Annotated in this window: 8 protein-coding genes; all 8 read right to left on the bottom strand. The window is 54.8% G+C overall.

Going from position 1 to position 16,420, the window contains the following annotated elements; translation table 11 throughout:
- Positions 1-134: 134 nt before the first annotated feature.
- On the bottom strand, positions 135-2,363 hold the full coding sequence (locus tag DCW36_RS10270) for a beta-glucosidase (protein WP_114778544.1): 2,229 nt from the start codon (positions 2,361-2,363) through the stop codon (positions 135-137).
- A gap of 425 nt (positions 2,364-2,788) precedes the next feature.
- Positions 2,789-4,231, bottom strand: a complete 1,443-nt coding sequence (locus DCW36_RS10265; RefSeq protein ID WP_114778543.1) for a DUF1501 domain-containing protein — start codon at positions 4,229-4,231, stop codon at positions 2,789-2,791.
- A gap of 12 nt (positions 4,232-4,243) precedes the next feature.
- Positions 4,244-7,582, bottom strand: a complete 3,339-nt coding sequence (locus DCW36_RS10260; RefSeq protein ID WP_114778542.1) for a DUF1553 domain-containing protein — start codon at positions 7,580-7,582, stop codon at positions 4,244-4,246.
- Positions 7,579-8,985, bottom strand: a complete 1,407-nt coding sequence (locus DCW36_RS10255) for a c-type cytochrome domain-containing protein (RefSeq protein WP_114778541.1) — start codon at positions 8,983-8,985, stop codon at positions 7,579-7,581. The genes DCW36_RS10260 and DCW36_RS10255 overlap by 4 nt, the downstream gene beginning before the upstream one ends.
- A gap of 485 nt (positions 8,986-9,470) precedes the next feature.
- Positions 9,471-10,376, bottom strand: coding sequence for a sugar phosphate isomerase/epimerase family protein (locus tag DCW36_RS10250; RefSeq protein ID WP_240676121.1), 906 nt, complete (start codon positions 10,374-10,376; stop codon positions 9,471-9,473).
- A 25-nt stretch (positions 10,377-10,401) separates the two neighbouring features.
- The gene (locus DCW36_RS10245) at positions 10,402-12,840 is read right to left on the bottom strand and encodes a polysaccharide lyase family 8 super-sandwich domain-containing protein (RefSeq protein ID WP_164891095.1); all 2,439 of its coding nucleotides are present in this window, start codon (positions 12,838-12,840) and stop codon (positions 10,402-10,404) included.
- A gap of 256 nt (positions 12,841-13,096) precedes the next feature.
- Positions 13,097-14,806: an arylsulfatase gene (locus tag DCW36_RS10240; protein WP_114778539.1), complete on the bottom strand. Its 1,710-nt coding sequence runs from the start codon at positions 14,804-14,806 to the stop codon at positions 13,097-13,099.
- 85 nt (positions 14,807-14,891) lie between these two features.
- Positions 14,892-16,403: a sulfatase family protein gene (locus DCW36_RS10235; protein WP_114778538.1), complete on the bottom strand. Its 1,512-nt coding sequence runs from the start codon at positions 16,401-16,403 to the stop codon at positions 14,892-14,894.
- Positions 16,404-16,420 lie beyond the last annotated feature (17 nt).

Genomic DNA, 16,420 nt, shown 5'->3' with positions numbered 1-16,420 from the left:
TTTGCTGTCAGAATTGTAGCTGTTATGACGGATAGTAACAGGTAAAGTGTTGAAGAGCTGCCTGGTGCCCTGTTCAGGACTGTAAAAATTCTGCTGCTCCTGCCACCACAACCACTGCTGCTGTGCTGCACCGCTTACATCGTCTCTTTAGCCGCCAGTTTCTGCTCCAGCTTAAAGCCGGTGGTAAGGCGGATGTCTTTGGAGGAGCTGCCGATGGCTATTTCAAATTCGCCAGGCTCGGCTTTCCAGTTGTGGGTTTTGACGTCCCAGAAAGCCAGGTCCTGCGGCTGCACCCAGAAACCGACATTTTTGCTTTCGCCAGGCTTCAGGTACACCTTCTGGAAAGCTTTCAGTTCTTTTACCGGACGCTCCACCGATGCTTCTTTGTCGGCTATGTAGAGCTGCACCACCTCAGCGGCGGCCTGTTTACCGGTGTTCTTCAGCCTGAACTGGATGTAAAGCGAATCTTTTTCGCTGATAACAGGTTTTGAAATTTTGGGACTGCTGTAGCTGAAGGAGGAATAAGAGAGGCCATGCCCGAAGGGGAACAGCACTGGTTTATTGTAGCGTTCGTACCACCTGTAGCCCATAAAAACACCCTCGTTGTAAGGAATGTGCACCAGCTGGTGCGGCTTTACATGTTTGGCCAGTTCCTTTTTGCTATCTTTTTCGTTGCCCTTCCAGTACTCTTTGTAGTGCGAGTTTTCACCGTGCCAGTAGGGTTGGCCGCCCAGGTAGTTAAACTGCGGGTCCGGCGAATCGCGGAAGTCCTGCTCCAGCGTGAAAGGCAGCCGGCCCGATGGGCTCACTTTGCCGCTGATAATATTGGCCAGCGCATTTCCCCGCTCCTGCCCCAGGAAGAAGGTCCACAATACGCCTTTTACTTTGTCCAGCCAGGGCATGGGCAGCCCGTTGGCCGAGTTCACCAGCACAATTACGTTCGGGTTGAGGGAGGCCAGGCGCTCAATCTCTTCTGCTACGTCTTCGGGCGCTTCAAACGGCACATCGTAGCCTTCGCCTGCTTTCTTGTTCAGGCGGTACAGCACCACATCCGCCTTTTTCACCTGCTCGTCTGCAGGCTTTTCAATTACTTCGAAGTTTTTGCCGTACACCTGCTTCAGGCCTGCGGCGTAGTTGGTGTGGTCGTAGCCGGCTACAAAACCACTGCCCGTGCCGCTATGCAGTTCCGCCGGACCAGTCAGCAAAATTTTCTTCCCGGCCTTCACCGGCAGAATGTTGCCTTCGTTTTTCAGGAGGCAGATGGCTTCTTCGGCCACCTGCCGGGCAGTAACCTTATGAGCGGGTAAGGTGCTGAGGAGGCCCTGGTCTTTGGGGGAGCGGTCGTACACGCCCATCTCGAAGAGGGTGAACAGGTTGGGGTAAATCATTTTTTCCAGCTCCGCTTCCACTTCCGCTTTGCGGCCCGGATACCGCTGCACAAACTGCTGGATGTATTGCTTGAAGGTGATGTTGCCGGGCATGAGCAGGCTCAGTCCTGAACCTGCTACCAGGTACTGGAGGTCGGGGTGGTAGTTGGTGTTCTGCCAATCGGTCATGGCCACGCCGGTAAAGCCAAACTCCCTGCGCATCACGTCCATGAGCAGGGGCTGGTGCATGGAGGCCGGAATGCCGTTGATGGCGTTGTTGCCCGACATCATGCCTTTGAGCTTCGCCTGCTTCACAGCCGCCTCCCAGGGCGGCAGGTAAATTTCGCGCAGGGTGCGCTCGTCCAGGTCGCTGCTGGCAATGTGGCGGACAAATTCCTGGTCGTTGGCGATGAAGTGTTTGGCCGTGGCAATGACGCCCAGGCTCTGCAAGCCGCTGATGTAGTTGACGGCGATGGCGGAGGTAAGGAAAGGGTCTTCGCCCATGTACTCGTAGTTGCGGCCACCCACCGACAGGCGCTGCATGTTGATACCCGGCCCCAGCAGGATATCGATGCCGTGTATTTTACATTCCTCCCCGATGCTTTTGCCAAACGCTTTGGCAAGCGCAGGATTCCAGGTAGCTGCCAGTGCGATCATGGGTGGGAAAGAAGTGCTCTTATCGTCGCTGGCAATCGACTTGAGGCGGATGCCCTGCGAGGCGTCGGCCATGGTAGCTGGTCGCAGCCCCAGCCGCGGAATGCCCGGAAAGCCAAAGTTTACATGTCCGCCTGTCAGCCGCAGCTTTTCGTCAAATGTCAGGTGCTTCAGCACATCTTTCGCCCTCGCTTCGGGGCTCAGGTTGGCATTCTGGTACACCGCCCCAGCAGGAAAAGCTTTGAAGGCAGTTAATGGCTGCAGTTCTTTGTCGTCTATCCGCTGGGCGAATAGCGAGGAGGCCGTGAGGCAACAGGCAAGCAATGCTGGTAGAATTTTCATGGGAAGCGTATTTGATAAATCTTTTTGTCAGGGCTAAATTACACACCCCCGGGTACAGCCTTTGTAACAGAAGTGGCTATTGCTAGCATATTTGTAGACGGTCGTACCTGTAGCTGCTGCTCAAACGGCAAACCCGGCAGGTTTTTAAAACATGAGTGTCCGAAACCTTTTCTGCACCTGCCTCCATTGCCTCTGCTGCAAAAGCACCTGCAGCAAAGACCTCGCTTGTGCGCAGCTCCTGCGAGTGTCTGGGCCTTTGCTTCAAACGCTTACTATCTTGCTTTTAAAAAATTGCTTTGGGATTTACAGGAATGTCTCTTTAGCAGGCTTTTCTGCCGTCAGACACTCACAGGAGCTGCGCACAAGCGAGGTCTTTTGCCTGGTTTTATTTCTCCAAAAATGCCAAGAATTTGAAACCTCCCCTCTCACGCCAGAATCCCCTTCACCACCTCTCCCGCTACATCTGTCAGCCGGAAGCGGCGGCCCTGGCTTTTGTAGACCATGCGCTCGTGGTCGATGCCCATCAGGTGCAGCACGGTGGCCTGCAGGTCGTGCACGTGTACCGGGTTTTCGGTGATGTTGTAACCAAACTCGTCGGTGGCGCCATAGGTGAAGCCTTTTTTGATGCCTGCTCCTGCCATAAAAATAGTGAAGCAGCGGGGATGGTGGTCGCGGCCAAAGTTATCCAGCGTAAGCTTGCCCTGCGAATAGTTCGTGCGCCCGAACTCGCCGCCCCATATCACGAGCGTCTCATCCAGCAGGCCGCGTTGCTTCAGGTCGTTGATGAGGGCAGCCGAAGCCTGGTCCACTGATTTGGCCATCAGCTTGATGTCTTTGGGCAGGTTGGCGTGCTGGTCCCAGCCCTGGTGGTAGAGCTGCACAAAGCGTACGTCTTTTTCGAGCAGGCGGCGGGCGAGCAGGCAGTTGGCGGCAAAGGTACCGGGCTTTCTGGCATCCTCGCCGTACATGTTGTAGATGTAGTCGGGCTCTTTGCTGATGTCGAGGGTGGCGGGCACGGAGCTTTGCATGCGGTAGGCCATTTCGTACTGCGAAATGCGGGAATTGATTTCCTCGTCCTGCACATTTTTATATTGCAGCTGGTGCAGCTCGTTCAGGTGGTCGAGCATGCGGCGGCGGCTGGCCTGGTCCATTCCCTTCGGGTCGTTGAGGTAATACACGGGGCTGTCGCCGGAGCGGAAAATAACGCCCTGGTGCTCCGATGGCAGAAAGCCGTTGCCCCAGAGCTTGGCATACAGCGGCTGGTCCCCGCTACGGGCCCGCGACAACAGCACCACAAAGGCCGGCAGGTTCTGGTTTTCGCTGCCCAGTCCGTAGCTTATCCAGGAGCCCATGCTGGGCCTGCCCGCCTGCTGACTGCCGGTCTGGAAGAAGGTGATGGCCGGGTCGTGGTTAATGGCTTCGGTGTGCATGGACTTGATAAAGCAAAGCTCATCCACCACCTTCGCCGTATGCGGCATCAGGTCCGATACCCAGGCGCGGCTTTTGCCGTGCTGCTGAAACTGCGTTTTGCCCATCGCCAGCGGAAAAGATTTCTGGTTGGAGGTCATGCCCGTCAGGCGCTGACTGCCCCGAATGGACGCCGGCAATTCCTGCCCGAACATATCAGCCAGCTTCGGCTTGTAATCGAACAGCTCGAACTGCGACGGACCGCCGCTCTGGAACAGGTACACCACCCGCTTTACCTTTGGCGGGAAGTGTGGTAACACCAGCCGGTCGTTGTCGGCAGCCAGCAGCGATTGGGGCAATAAAGAAGACAAAGCTGCCAGGCCTACGCCTGCCATCGCGCCGCGGGTCAGGAATTCCCGCCGGCTCATCTGTCGTGCTACTTCATCGTGGTGGTGACACATGGCTTTCCTTTTTTAGCGTTTGATGATAAATTCGTCGAAATTCATGAGCGTACTGGCTACCACGGCGCAGGTGGCAACAGTGGCGACAGGCAGACGCTTGTCGCGCGGGTACTCTCCCTCCTGCAGCAGCTTTTCTGCGCGTGCGGGGTTGGCTTTGTAGGTTGCCAGTTCCTGCCGGTACAGCTTTAGCAGGATGGCTAGTTCCTCTTTCCGGGGATGGCGGCTGGTCAGGCTGCGGAAGGCATGGGTAATCTGCTTTTCCGGGGAGTCTCCTCCCGTCCGCACCATGTGCTCTGCCAGCACCCGGGCGGCCTCCACAAACTGCACATCGTTCAGCAGCACCAGGGCCTGCAGCGGCGTGCTGGTTTTCTGGCGCTGGATGGTACACATGTAGCGGTCCGGGGCATCAAAATTAATCATGGCCGGGTGCGGAGCGCTGCGTTTCCAGATGGTGTACATGCTGCGGCGGTAAAGGCTGTCGCCGTGGTCCTGCTTGTAGTTCATGTCGTTGCGCACGGCCAGCGCTTCCCATACCCCCGGCGGCTGGTAGGGGTGTACGCTTCTGCCGCCGATGGTGCGCACCAGCAGCCCGCTGGCCGCCAGCGCATTGTCGCGTATTATCTCAGCGGAGAGGCGGTAGGAAGGGGCGCGACTGAAGAGTTTATTGTCCGGGTCTTTGGCCTTGTGCTGCGGCGAAGGCACCGACTGCTGACGGTAGGTAGCCGACATCACCATGGTTTTGAGCAAGCGCTTCACATCCCAGCCGCTTTCGCGGAAGGTCACGCTGAGCCAGTCCAGCAGTTCGGGGTGCGAAGGCAGCTCGCCCTGGTTCCCGAAATCATCCGGCGTTTTTACGATGCCCTGCCCGAAGCACTGCTGCCAGAACCGGTTTACTGCCACCCGCGCAAACAGGGGCTGCTGTTCGCTTGCCAGCCACTGCGCCAGGCCCAGCCGGTTTTGTGGCAGGTTCTTGTCGAAAGGCAGAATGTAGCCGGGCGTGCTTGGGCGCACCTGTTCGGTTGGCAAATCGTACAGCCCGCGGTCCAGCAGGAACGTAGCCCGCGGCTGGGGCAGCTCCTGGTAAATCATCACTTCTTCCTGGTCGGTGAGCAGGTCGTTTTCCTGGCCCCGCAGCTTTACCAGTTTATGCTGCAGTTGAGCATAATCTTTGTCGATGGCCAGCACATAGTAGCGGAACAGCTTCTCTTTTTGCATTGCGCTAAGATCAGATGCAGGCCTTTGCAGCAGCTGCTGTAACAGGTTTTCCTGCCCTGCCAGTTGCAGCACCTCTAGTTCAGACAAGGCACGTTTATAAGCCCTGAACTCATCAAAAGCCACATCGGTAACCGATCCCCTGAACTCACGGCCCAGCATGAACCGCTGTACACCGGAGTTGTTCTTTTTATGCCGGGCATGGAGCAGGCTCTGCTGCAGGTTATCGTTTAGCACCTTTACCGGCACAAGCTTTCCATCAATATAGAATTTCACACCTTTGGCTTTGCTGCTGCCATCGTAGTTAAGCAGCAGGTGGTGCCACTGCTGCGTGGCCAGCTTTAGCGTGGTCCTTAACTCGATGCCGTTGGCGGGGTACACGTGGGTCAGCTTGATGGAGAGTGTCTGGTCTTCGTTCAATTCGCAGTGGTAGCCCCGCCACCCGTTCAGGTCACCGCCGGTTTTGCTGAACAGCGGTCCTTTTTCATTATTTTTAAACGTTTTCACCCACACACTGATGGCAAAAGGCTGGTGCCGGTCCAGGTCCAGCACCTTGTTGAAGGTAACGCCCATATCGCCTTCTACTTTTAAGGCCTTTCCGGATTTACCGGGTACCTGTACCGGCGCCTTGCCCTCTAAATTAGTGGAGCGCGTGGCCGTGAGCACCTGCGGCACAGGATCTTCTTCCTGCTTTGCCCTGGCACCAGTAACGGGCTTTCTTGCAGGTGCAGCTTTGCCCTTTTTTCCTTTTGCCACAGGAGCCTGCTTCTTAGGCCTTATCACCGGCAGGGTATCGTTGAACGAAACATAGCCCAACAGCCCTGCCTCCGAAAGCTTTTGCTGCTGAGGCGCTTTGGCGGCCTGCGTCAGCCACTTTTCAAACGAAGACCGGTACGCCTGCCAGTCCTGCGCCTGCTGCTCGAGCGGCGCTACCTGCGTATGGATGTAGGCCAGCAGCTTTTCGGTTTCGGCGTTGGTCAGAATCAGCGACGGGCTGGCCTCGCCGGCATAAGGCACTTCACCGGTTTCGTTGTTATTGTTGAAGAAGGCATAGAGCTGGAAGTACTCTTTCTGGGAGAGCAGGTCGTATTTGTGGTCGTGGCAGCGGGCGCACTCGGTGCTCTGGGCCAGGATGGCTTTGCCAAACACGTTCACCCGGTCTGCCACATACTCCACCCGGTACTCCTCGTCCACGATGCCGCCTTCCTGGCTCTGCGGGTGGTTCCGCAGAAAGCAGGTGGCAATGAGTTGCTCTTTGGTGGGATTGGGCAGCAGGTCGCCGGCCAGCTGCCAGGTTATGAACTGGTCGTAAGGCAGATTTTTGTTGAAGGCCGAAATTACCCAGTCGCGCCAGGGGTAGGCGTTGCGGTAGCCGTCGTCCTGGTAACCGTGGGTATCGGCGTAGCGGGCCACATCAAGCCAGTCCACGGCCATGCGCTCACCGTAGTGCGGCGAACGGAGCAGGCGGTCCACTACTTTCTCGTAAGCATCCGCCGATTTGTCGGCTAAAAAGGCATCAATCTCCGCCAGCGTCGGCGGCAGCCCCGTCAGGTCCAGCGACAGGCGGCGTATGAGGGTTTCCTTGCCGGCTTCCGGGTTGGGTTTCAGCCCTTTCTCTTCCAGCTTTGCCAGCACAAAATGGTCAACCGGATTGCGGACCCAGGCTTTTTCTTTTACGGCAGGAACAGTGGGTTTGGTGGGAGCTACTAAAGACCAATGGGGCTTAAAATCAGCGCCATCCTGTATCCATTTGATAAGGGTGGCTTTTTCTACAGCCGTCAGGGTTAAGTGCGACTCCGGCGTAGGCATCACCAGTTCCGGATCGGAGCTGACGATGCGGTGGTACACTTCGCTCCTGGCCAGGCTGCCCGCCACAATGGCTTTGCGCCCGCTTTCATCTGATTTTTTATCGAAGCCTTCCTGTAAATCCAACCGAAGGTCGCCTTTGCGTTTGCCTTTGTCCGGGCCGTGGCAGGCATAGCAGCGGTCCGACAGAATGGGTTTTACGTGGATGTTATAATCCAGTACCTCCGGCACCTGTTCCATGGCAAGGGCCACGTCGGCAGGCAAGTCCGGTTCTGTGCAGCTCCAGAGGCATAAGCAAAATGCTGCCAGGCAGGCTAAATTGATACGGTTCATAAGCTGGTCGTATTAGCAGATTCGCTTCCAAAATTCACTTCCAGTTGCTGGCCACGGGCTTTTTGCAGCGCTGCCACGCCCTGCGGCGTTACCCGGGTCTGCCAGAGGTGCACCGCCCGCAGGTGCTCAAGCGCCTCCAGCACGGGCAGGCTTTTGTCGGTGACGGAGGTGTTGTAGAGGTTCAGGTAGCGCAGCGAGGGTAATTTTGCCAGGTGCGCGATGCCCTCGTCGGTTACGGCGGTATTGTCCAGGCTCAGGCGGGTCAGGTGCTTTAGCTGCGCCAGCTGCTCCAGGGCTTTATCCGTGATTTGGGTGCCGGACAGGTCGAGCCAGAGGAGCTGGTCGCGGAGTTTGAGCAGGGCTGCCGCCTGGCTGTCCGAAAAATCCGGCACATTGACCAGGTTCACGCCCAGGGCGTTCTGCTCAGGTGTGAGAAAGGTAACGGCCATACCCATTTGCTGCAGTTGCTTTACATCGGCCGGACTGGCTTTAGGCGCGTTCAGACCGGCAAATTCGCTGTCTGCTGCTGCCACCATTCCCGCTGCTCCTGCTAAGCGGCTTGCGTGCAGGTCTGTCAGCAGCTGCTTTGTTGTTTCGTCTGCTTCTGCTTCGGCTACTGTCTTTTTAAAGTCGCCACCAGCCCGGGCTATCCACCAGTAGATTAGTTTTATTTCCTGCTCCGTTAGCTGCGGCTTGCCTTTGGGCGGCATGCGTTTGTCATCTTCTTCGGGTAACACCAGGCGGGCGTACAGGTCGCTTTTCTCCGCCTGGCCCGCGAGCAGGATTTCGCCATGCTTGCCGCCTTTGGTTATAAACTTTTCCGCATCGAGGCGCAGTTTTCCTTTCTGTTTGGTGGCGCCGTGGCAGTTGTAGCATTTCTGCTCCAGTACCGGCTTTACCAGGTGCTCAAACACTACAGCTTCCTGCAGGTTTTGAGGGGGTGGCGCAGCCGTCGTTACAGCAGGAGCCTGGCCCAGGAAGGCGTGCAGCGGCTGCGTGAGGTAATCTTCGCCATGCGTCAGGTTGCCGCCGTAGTGGCCGGTGGCAAACAGCAGGAAAGCCACCGCTCCCACGCCGGCAACTTGTAACCGGGTTCCGGTATTCCGGTTCAGGAGCAGGTAAATAAGGCCAGCGCCTGCCGACAGTCCTATGCCGAGCCACATGTGGGTAGCTACCGCTTCCGGGGCGTAATCGCCTTCCAGCGAGAGCGCGTAACCGACAAGCGAGGCAAACACGGCACTGCCGCAGCTTATGAGCCAGAGCATCGGAAGCAGTTCCCTGAACCGGGCGTACCGGTTGGTGAAGGCCAGGAAATGCAGGCTCACCGTCAGCATCAGCACGCCAATAGGGATGTGCACTACCAGCGGGTGCAAACGGCCTGCAAACTGAAGCAAATGTTCCATAGGTACGGTGTGTAAGTTCTTTTATATCTGTTAGCGGCCCAATGTCTTTAACTGCTATTTCGCAATGTGATTTTTTGTCCCCCTTTGAAGCTAATCTTGCAAGGAAAAAATTGAAATATTTTAAATGCCTATTGTTTTTTTCATTGTTACCTACCGCAAGTTTGAGCGCAGCGGTAACTTGTGGTCCTCATTAGGGCCAGTTTTCAACTGGCGTGCGTATAATAGCACGGTTAACCAGACACGCCAGTTGAAAACTGGCCTTATAAATAACCACAAGTTACCGCTGCGCTCAAACTTGCGGTAGGAATCGTTTATTAGTTACATTTTCCCCTACAAGATTAGCTTCAAAGAGGGACTTTTTCTTCACTTGTATTTTATGCGTAACATTAGTCATTAGCTTTAGGAATTTCCAGGTGTAGTTACAAACTACACCCAGAGCTCTGCCTGTTGTTTTTCTAAAGTTGACAGCATTGGTTAGCGGCCTCTCAGGCCAGGTAGCGTTTTTTCAGCAGTTCCATCATGTGCACATTTACCTCCCACTGGCTGGCCAAAGGCTCGCGGGAATAAGGTTTGGTGGGCATGTAGTTGGGCGGACCAAATTCCGGGGTGATGGTGAGATAGGGGCTGCCCCTGTGCAGATGCGCTGCCACTACTTTGTCCCACCAGGCCAGGTGGGCATTTACCGCCTTCTGCCACTCGGGCGCCCGCGGGTCGTTTACCTGCGGCCCCTGCTGATGCCCGATGCGGGCGTGTACGTGCTCGGTGCGACTAATGGCCAGTTCTACCGCCTCCTGCTGGTTTTCCAGCAGGCTCTCCGACACGTTGCACCAGTGCGAGATGTCCAGCGTCAGGCGCAGGTCGGGCAGCGCCTCTATGAACTGCCGCGTCACCTGGGCCGCGAAGCTGAACTTACCCCGGTGGGTTTCGTGGATAATTTTCACCCCCGTCTCCCGCGACACCCGCGCAGCCACCTCTATAATGCTCCGGTTCTGTTCAAAGGAAAAGAAGTCTTTGCCGGTCTGGCAGTTGATGAAAAGAGGTTTCAACGCGGCCCCGCTTCGCAGGATTTCTTCAAAAACCTTTTGGTGCACGCTTACATCCGACGGTCCGGGCAGGGCCATGACCACCAATTCTAACCGATATCGTTTTAAGGCCGCCAGCATTTCCTGCAGCTCTTTCTCGTTTTTGGGTGCCGGTGTTTCCACACCGTCGTAGCCAGCTTCTTTTACCCGCCTGCAGAACTCGTCCCAGGAGTCGGTGGCGCCCCAGCGGGGGCACATGAATTTCAGCTGCAGCTTCTTGTTCGGGTTCCGGGCATGGGCTAAAACAGGCGCCAGGGCCACTGCGCCGGTAAGGGCGGTCAGGAATTGGCGGCGGGAGAAGGTGGTCATAGCAGAGGGAATTAAGTGACAATAATTATTCAACAACTATTCTCCCGGTTCTGGAATTGCATCTTACCAGATACATGCCTTGCGTCAGATTTTTTGTATCGACGATGATTCGTTCTGCAGCGTCGGGAGTAGCAACATATTCCCGCACCAGGGCACCGGTAATGCTGTAAAGGGCAACCTGTACCGGTTTAGAAAAGGTTGACGTATTTAAAATGAAGCAAGCCTCCCCAGCTTTAACCGGGTTGGGGTAAACACCCATGGCCGAGGTCTTTCCTGATTTAAATTTCAGACCGGTTACTCTGCTTTTGAGCAGACCGGCGGTTACGGTACTTCCCTGGAATTCGTTGGCAGGCATGGCAAGCTGCAGGGAGGTGGAGTTGCCAGCAGGATTTTCAACAGCCGCTTCACCCGTGTACAAGCCCCCGATGGTTACCGTAACAGCACTGAGCGGCCTGGATTCGCAGTAAGGATTTGCAGCCGACACATACACCGAATCGTTTTTCCAGCGCACTTGTATGGCAGCAGGCTGGTCTGTTTCTACAAATCCCAGCCCTTCCGGCAAATCCAGCCGGGCAGCTTTGTAAAAAATTGCCTGCACAATCTTTTTATCCGGATCGGCTACAGCCTGCACGGTAGAAGTGTTGGAAACGACAACAAAGGGCGTATTATTTACTTTGCCGGTTAATTGCTCCAGGCTTACATTCGGGTAAACAGCGTAGGCATATGTGTCATCCGAAGGATAGTTGCCGTGCTGTATGTTTAACCAGGCCAGCGGCGTAGCGCCAACTGTTTTTACTTCGTAGTTTACATTGGTGTTGGTAATAAACTGGTAGCCAATGTTGTTGATGTGCGCCCAGTTCGAGGCGACGGGAGAAAGGGCCTGGTTAATGTCGAGGGTTGCCGGCGTGCCGTTTTTATCTACCTGGAACCCGCCTTTGTATTTTACCTGGTTTACCGTAGTCGCATACGGCACATTGTAGTTGGCTCCCGCTGTAATGTCTGCCCCCAGTGCCACAAAATAATCATCAAAATAAAACCAGGATTTAGCAGCAAACAAATTGATTTCATTTACTCTTTTACTGAACAGGAAGCCTGAAGCGCCGGTTTTCCCGTCAGATACGCCTCCAGCAAAAGCATCCAGGTTGTTCCCGTTTTTACCCCATTGTACCAGGGGCAGTGCAGTAGTAGCAGTTTTTTGGGGAGCGGTAATACCCGGCAGGCGCCGCCAGTTCATATCATCCCATATTTCGGAATATTCTGTGCCGGTGAGGTAGATAAAATTGACCCCGGAACCGGTATAAAAGTTATTAATACCTTCGCCATTGCCGCTCTCACTGCAGGTAGTCCTCGTAGAGGTCATGCGGGAGGTCGTAAAATAATTGGCTCCTTTATGCACCATGTAATCGTGCCGCCAGAACATCCTGTTGCCTTGCTGTACGTTGGCTTCGCTGGCAGCTGTACTTCGGCCCATCCAGTTGTAGAGTTCCTGCAGCTTTGGCTTTTGCGGCGTGTTGTACTGCAGCAGACTGTTTAAGGCTGACAGGCTTTTCTGGTAGCCATCGCTTGTCGCTTTCCTGCCCAGCTGGTGATGGTCGAACATGTTGCGGTAAACCACCCAGCTTATGCCTTCCAGGAACAGGTTCTCGAATATGGTCATTTTAGCAGCCGGTATTTCGAAGTAGGTGTTGGTGGTAAGGGTAATGAAATTCATCATGCCACCGATAAATTCTTTTCCGTAGCTACCCATGTAGAGCTGGCGCCCAAAGTCGATATGCTGCGAAAAACTATAGTCCGGCTGAATTCCGTTAGTCTTTTCCTGATTTTCGATTTTAATGAGGCTGGAAAGTATTTCTGATACTTCAGAAATGGCTGTTGCATTTTGGGTGGCAATAGCAGTAGCCAAAGTATATTTACAAATCTCAGAAGTATTGGCGGCGTCGGGCTCCGTTCTGTAGGAGGCCACTTTTTCAGGGCTCCACTCAAACATCAGATAAGACACCAGGCTGTTATATTCTTCCGGTCGCTGTGCTTTCAGGTCTGCTGACATCAACACAAAAGAGGGATACAAGGAATTTGCCCAGCCAATAGAGCGCCACCACCAGTTGGTGTCGGTGGGGTTATAAGTAACCCACCAGTTCCAGGCTTTGCAGTAGGCATCCAGCAGTTCCGGACTTTTGTGTTGTGCTCCGGGCGTTTGGTAGGCCCGGGCAATAGCTGCCATCTCGTTCAGGTGGGGGCGCGGCTCCCCGGTATCTTTGGTGGGCTGGACAGTAGGATACGTTACATTCAGGAAGGTGCCATCGCTTTTCAGGTTACCCAGGTTATAACTGCCGCCCGGGCTGTAGAGGCTGTTGTAGAGCCTGGCATACATTGTTTCGTAATCGGCTGCAGTTTGTGCGGCTGCCTGTGTAGCAGCGGTCAGCAGCAGAATGAACAAATACGCTATTCTGTAAAATGGATGCATAGGACACGATTCGTTTAACAACATGTAGGGAATGCGGCCGGCAACCGTTCAGCGGCGTTAAATTCCTCCGGTAGCCTTACTGAGCAGCGCTTTTGAAGAGCAGAAGCAATGGTGGCTGGTGCAGAAAAGTTTCCGGTTGCAGGGTGCAGTGGCTATGATAACAGGTGCAACCCGTTTTATTGAAAATACAAAGCCCCACCCTACTTTCGGGGTGGGGCTTTGTATGAACTACCAGAAAGATGCAGGACTACTCCTTTTAGTTATTCCTGGCCTGTGGTTTGGGCAGCACGTTGTGCTGCTGTGCCCACTCCAGCCATTTGGCCGCCAGTTGATCCACCATTTCAGGGTGCTTTGCTGCCAGGTTGTGAACCTCGGTGCGGTCGTTTTTCAGGTTGTAAAGCTCCCAGGGTTTGTTGTTCAGAGCAACCAGTTTCCAGTCGCCATGCCGTACGGCTTTGCGGCCGATATGCTCGAAGAACAGGTACTCGTGCCCCTGCCGCTGCTTGCCCTGCAGCACCGGCACCAGGCTTTTGCCTGCCATCGGAGTTATTTTGTTGCCTTTGTATTGAGCAGGATAAGTGGCGCCAGCCAGTTCGGTAAAGGTGGCCATGAAATCGAACACGTGCCCTACCTGGTCGGTTACGCTTCCTTTTTTAGCTTTGAGGCCCTGGGGCCAGTAGGCAATCATGGGCGTGCAGAGACCGCCTTCGTACGATTCCGTTTTCCAGTAGCGGAAAGGGGTGTTGGCTACGTTGCTCCACATTTTATCATGCGAGGCAAAGGTGTTTTCCGGCCCGGGCAGCACTTCCTTGTTTACCGGGTAAATGATTTTTTCGCCGGCACGCGTCTCACCCGGACGGTCGTAACCGGGGCCGTAGTTCTGGGCATTGTCGGAACTGGAACCGTTGTCGCTCAGGAAGAAGATAAGGGTGTTATCCAGTTCACCGGTTTCTTTCAGGGCTTTGATGATGTTGCCGATGCCCTGGTCCATGCGGTCTACCATGGCCGCTCTTACCGCCATGGCTTCGATGTCCCATTCCTTGTCCGGGTTATCCTCCCACTTGCGCTCTTTGTCCCAGCGCGGCGACAGGATGTTTTTATCTTTCGGGAACACGCCCTGCTTAATCATTTTTTTATAGCGCTCGTTGCGCACTTCATCCCAACCGGCGCGGTAGATGTCCCGGTACTTGGCAATGTCTTCGGGCAGGGCATGCAGCGGCCAGTGTGGTGCGGCATGGGCTACATAAAGAAAGAATGGTTCGTTTTTTTTGCTGAACTGCCGCACATAGGCCGAGGCGCTGTCGTTAAGGGCATCGGTGTAGTAGTAGTCTTTGGGAACCGTAGGTACAGGCTTGTTACCGTTTACCAGGCCAAAGGGGTCGAAGAAGTTAACCACGCCCCACATGTTGCCATAGTACTTGTCGAAGCCGCGGCTGGTCGGGTACTGCTCCAGCGGCGAGAACAGCGGGTAGCTTACCTGGTTGGCCTGCCAGCGCAGGTGCTCTTCTTTCGGCTTCTTCTCTTCGGTGTTGGACAGGTGCCATTTGCCTACCATGCCTGTCTGGTAACCGGCACTTTTCAGCACCTCTGCCAGCGTAACGGTGTTTTCGGTCAGGAAGCCCCGGTAGCCCGGTACTCCCTGGTCGGCATTCATGTTGCCGATGCCGGCCTGGTGGTTGTAGAGGCCCGTCATCAGAGCGGCCCGGGTGGGGCAGCAGCGCGAGGTGTTGTAGAACTGGTTAAACCGGAGCCCTTCTTTTGCCAGGTTGTCGAGGTTGGGGGTCTGTATTTCGCCGCCATAGCAGCCCAGGTCAGAGTAGCCCATGTCGTCGGCCATTATCAGGATGATGTTGGGCCGCTTGTCCGGAGAAGTTTTTTTCTGGGCAACTGCCGGGGCAACTGTTAGTGCCAGCAACAGCAGGCAGGAAATATGCTTTAATTTTACTTTAACTGTACTTCTGAACATTATTCGTAAATTTGATATGTATGCTTAACCAGGTATTCTCCAGCAGCAGCAATATGAGCAAATACTGCAGTAAAGCAAACAGCTGTTAGTGTTTTTTTGCCTGTGCCCCTTTTTTATTCTTTTTCGCGGCGCCTGCCCCTGCTTCTGAATCATTTTCTTCGTGCAGGGCTTTCTTCGGTTGCCTTTCAAAAGCTTTCATTTCTGTTTCCATCCCCCGGTCGCCCTGCTGCTTCATAAAAGAAGCCAGTTGTGTTTTCAGCTCCAGCTGTACTTTGCTGTATGTTGGCTTTCCTGCCAGGTTCACTAGCTGGTAAGGGTCATTTTCCACATCATACAACTCTTCGGCCGGACGGGAAACATAAAATTCAGCTCGCCTGGCATCTGCCGGTTTCCCGGTTTTTGCCCAGGATTCTACCAGTTTGCCGCTGGTAGCCACGTTCTGGAATTTGGCAGTTGGATTCAGGTTTTGTATATAAAGGTACTTTTCGGTTCGTGCCGACCGGATGGGATAAGCTTCGCTTCCTTTTATCACACCCCGGGTGGTGTGTACGCCATACACATAATCCCGGTGCCTGTCGGTTTGCCCCAGCAGCACCTGCTTAAAGCTGGTGCCGTCGAACGCGGCACTTCCGTTAGCATCTTTCCTGCCAGTCTTTACGGCGGCAGGGTCTCCGCCTGCCATATCGACCAGGGTAGGCACCACATCTACATATTGCGCCATGGCTTTGCTGCGGCTTCCGGGTTTGATATGGCCCGGCCAGCGGACGATAAAGGCCGTTTTAAGGCCGCTGTCGTAGGTGGTCCATTTGGCAAACGGAAACCCGGAACCTTGCTCGCTCGTGAACATCACAATGGTATTCTCTTTCTGGCCTGACCGTTCCACTATGTCCAGGCACGCTCCTACCAGGCTGTCCAGGTACGTTATTTCGGCATAGTACAGCGACAGTTGCTTGCGGGTAGCTTCGGTATCCACCATATCGTCGGGCACTTTAATTTTACCAGGAGGATAGGCTGCAGCACTGCCCCGGTTCAGGGGGCTGTGCGGCTGGTTGCTGGCCACCACCAGGAAATAAGGTTTATCTTCCGACTTCTTTATAAAATTCTCGGCCAGGCGCAGGTCGATATCCATTCCCTCGCCATCGTCGTGATCGCGGCCGCCAAGAAACTGAAACGGGAAAGAAGCCTCGTTGCCATAGTGTTTCTTCCCGAGGAGTGCTGTGTTATAGCCCAGGGCCTGCAGATGGTGGGCCACGCTTTTTGTTCCGGGATAAACCTGGCTGTGGTTCGGGTAAGCGCCATTGCGTACCGGGAACATGCCGGTGTAAAGTTGCTGGCGCGTTGGAGCACACATGGCAGTGGCGGTGTACATATTATCCAGGCTTACACCTTCCCGGGCCAGCCTGGCCATGTTAGGCGTTCGCACCTGCCTGCTCCCATAAGGTTCTATGTCGCGGAAGGTAAGGTCGTCGGCTACGATGAGCATGATGTTCGGCTGCTTTGCCTTTTTCTGCTGCGTTGGCTGGCCCAGGGCCAGGCCACCGTGCAGGAGCGCAACCAACAGCAACAACCCTGTTTTATAGAATTTGTACGGTTTCATTTTTCGTCAAGCGTGAA

Origin of the sequence: Botryobacter ruber (assembly GCF_003347595.2) — a bacterium.
GTDB lineage: Bacteria > Bacteroidota > Bacteroidia > Cytophagales > Hymenobacteraceae > Pontibacter > Pontibacter ruber_A.
This window is presented reverse-complemented; position numbering and strand designations above follow the sequence as displayed.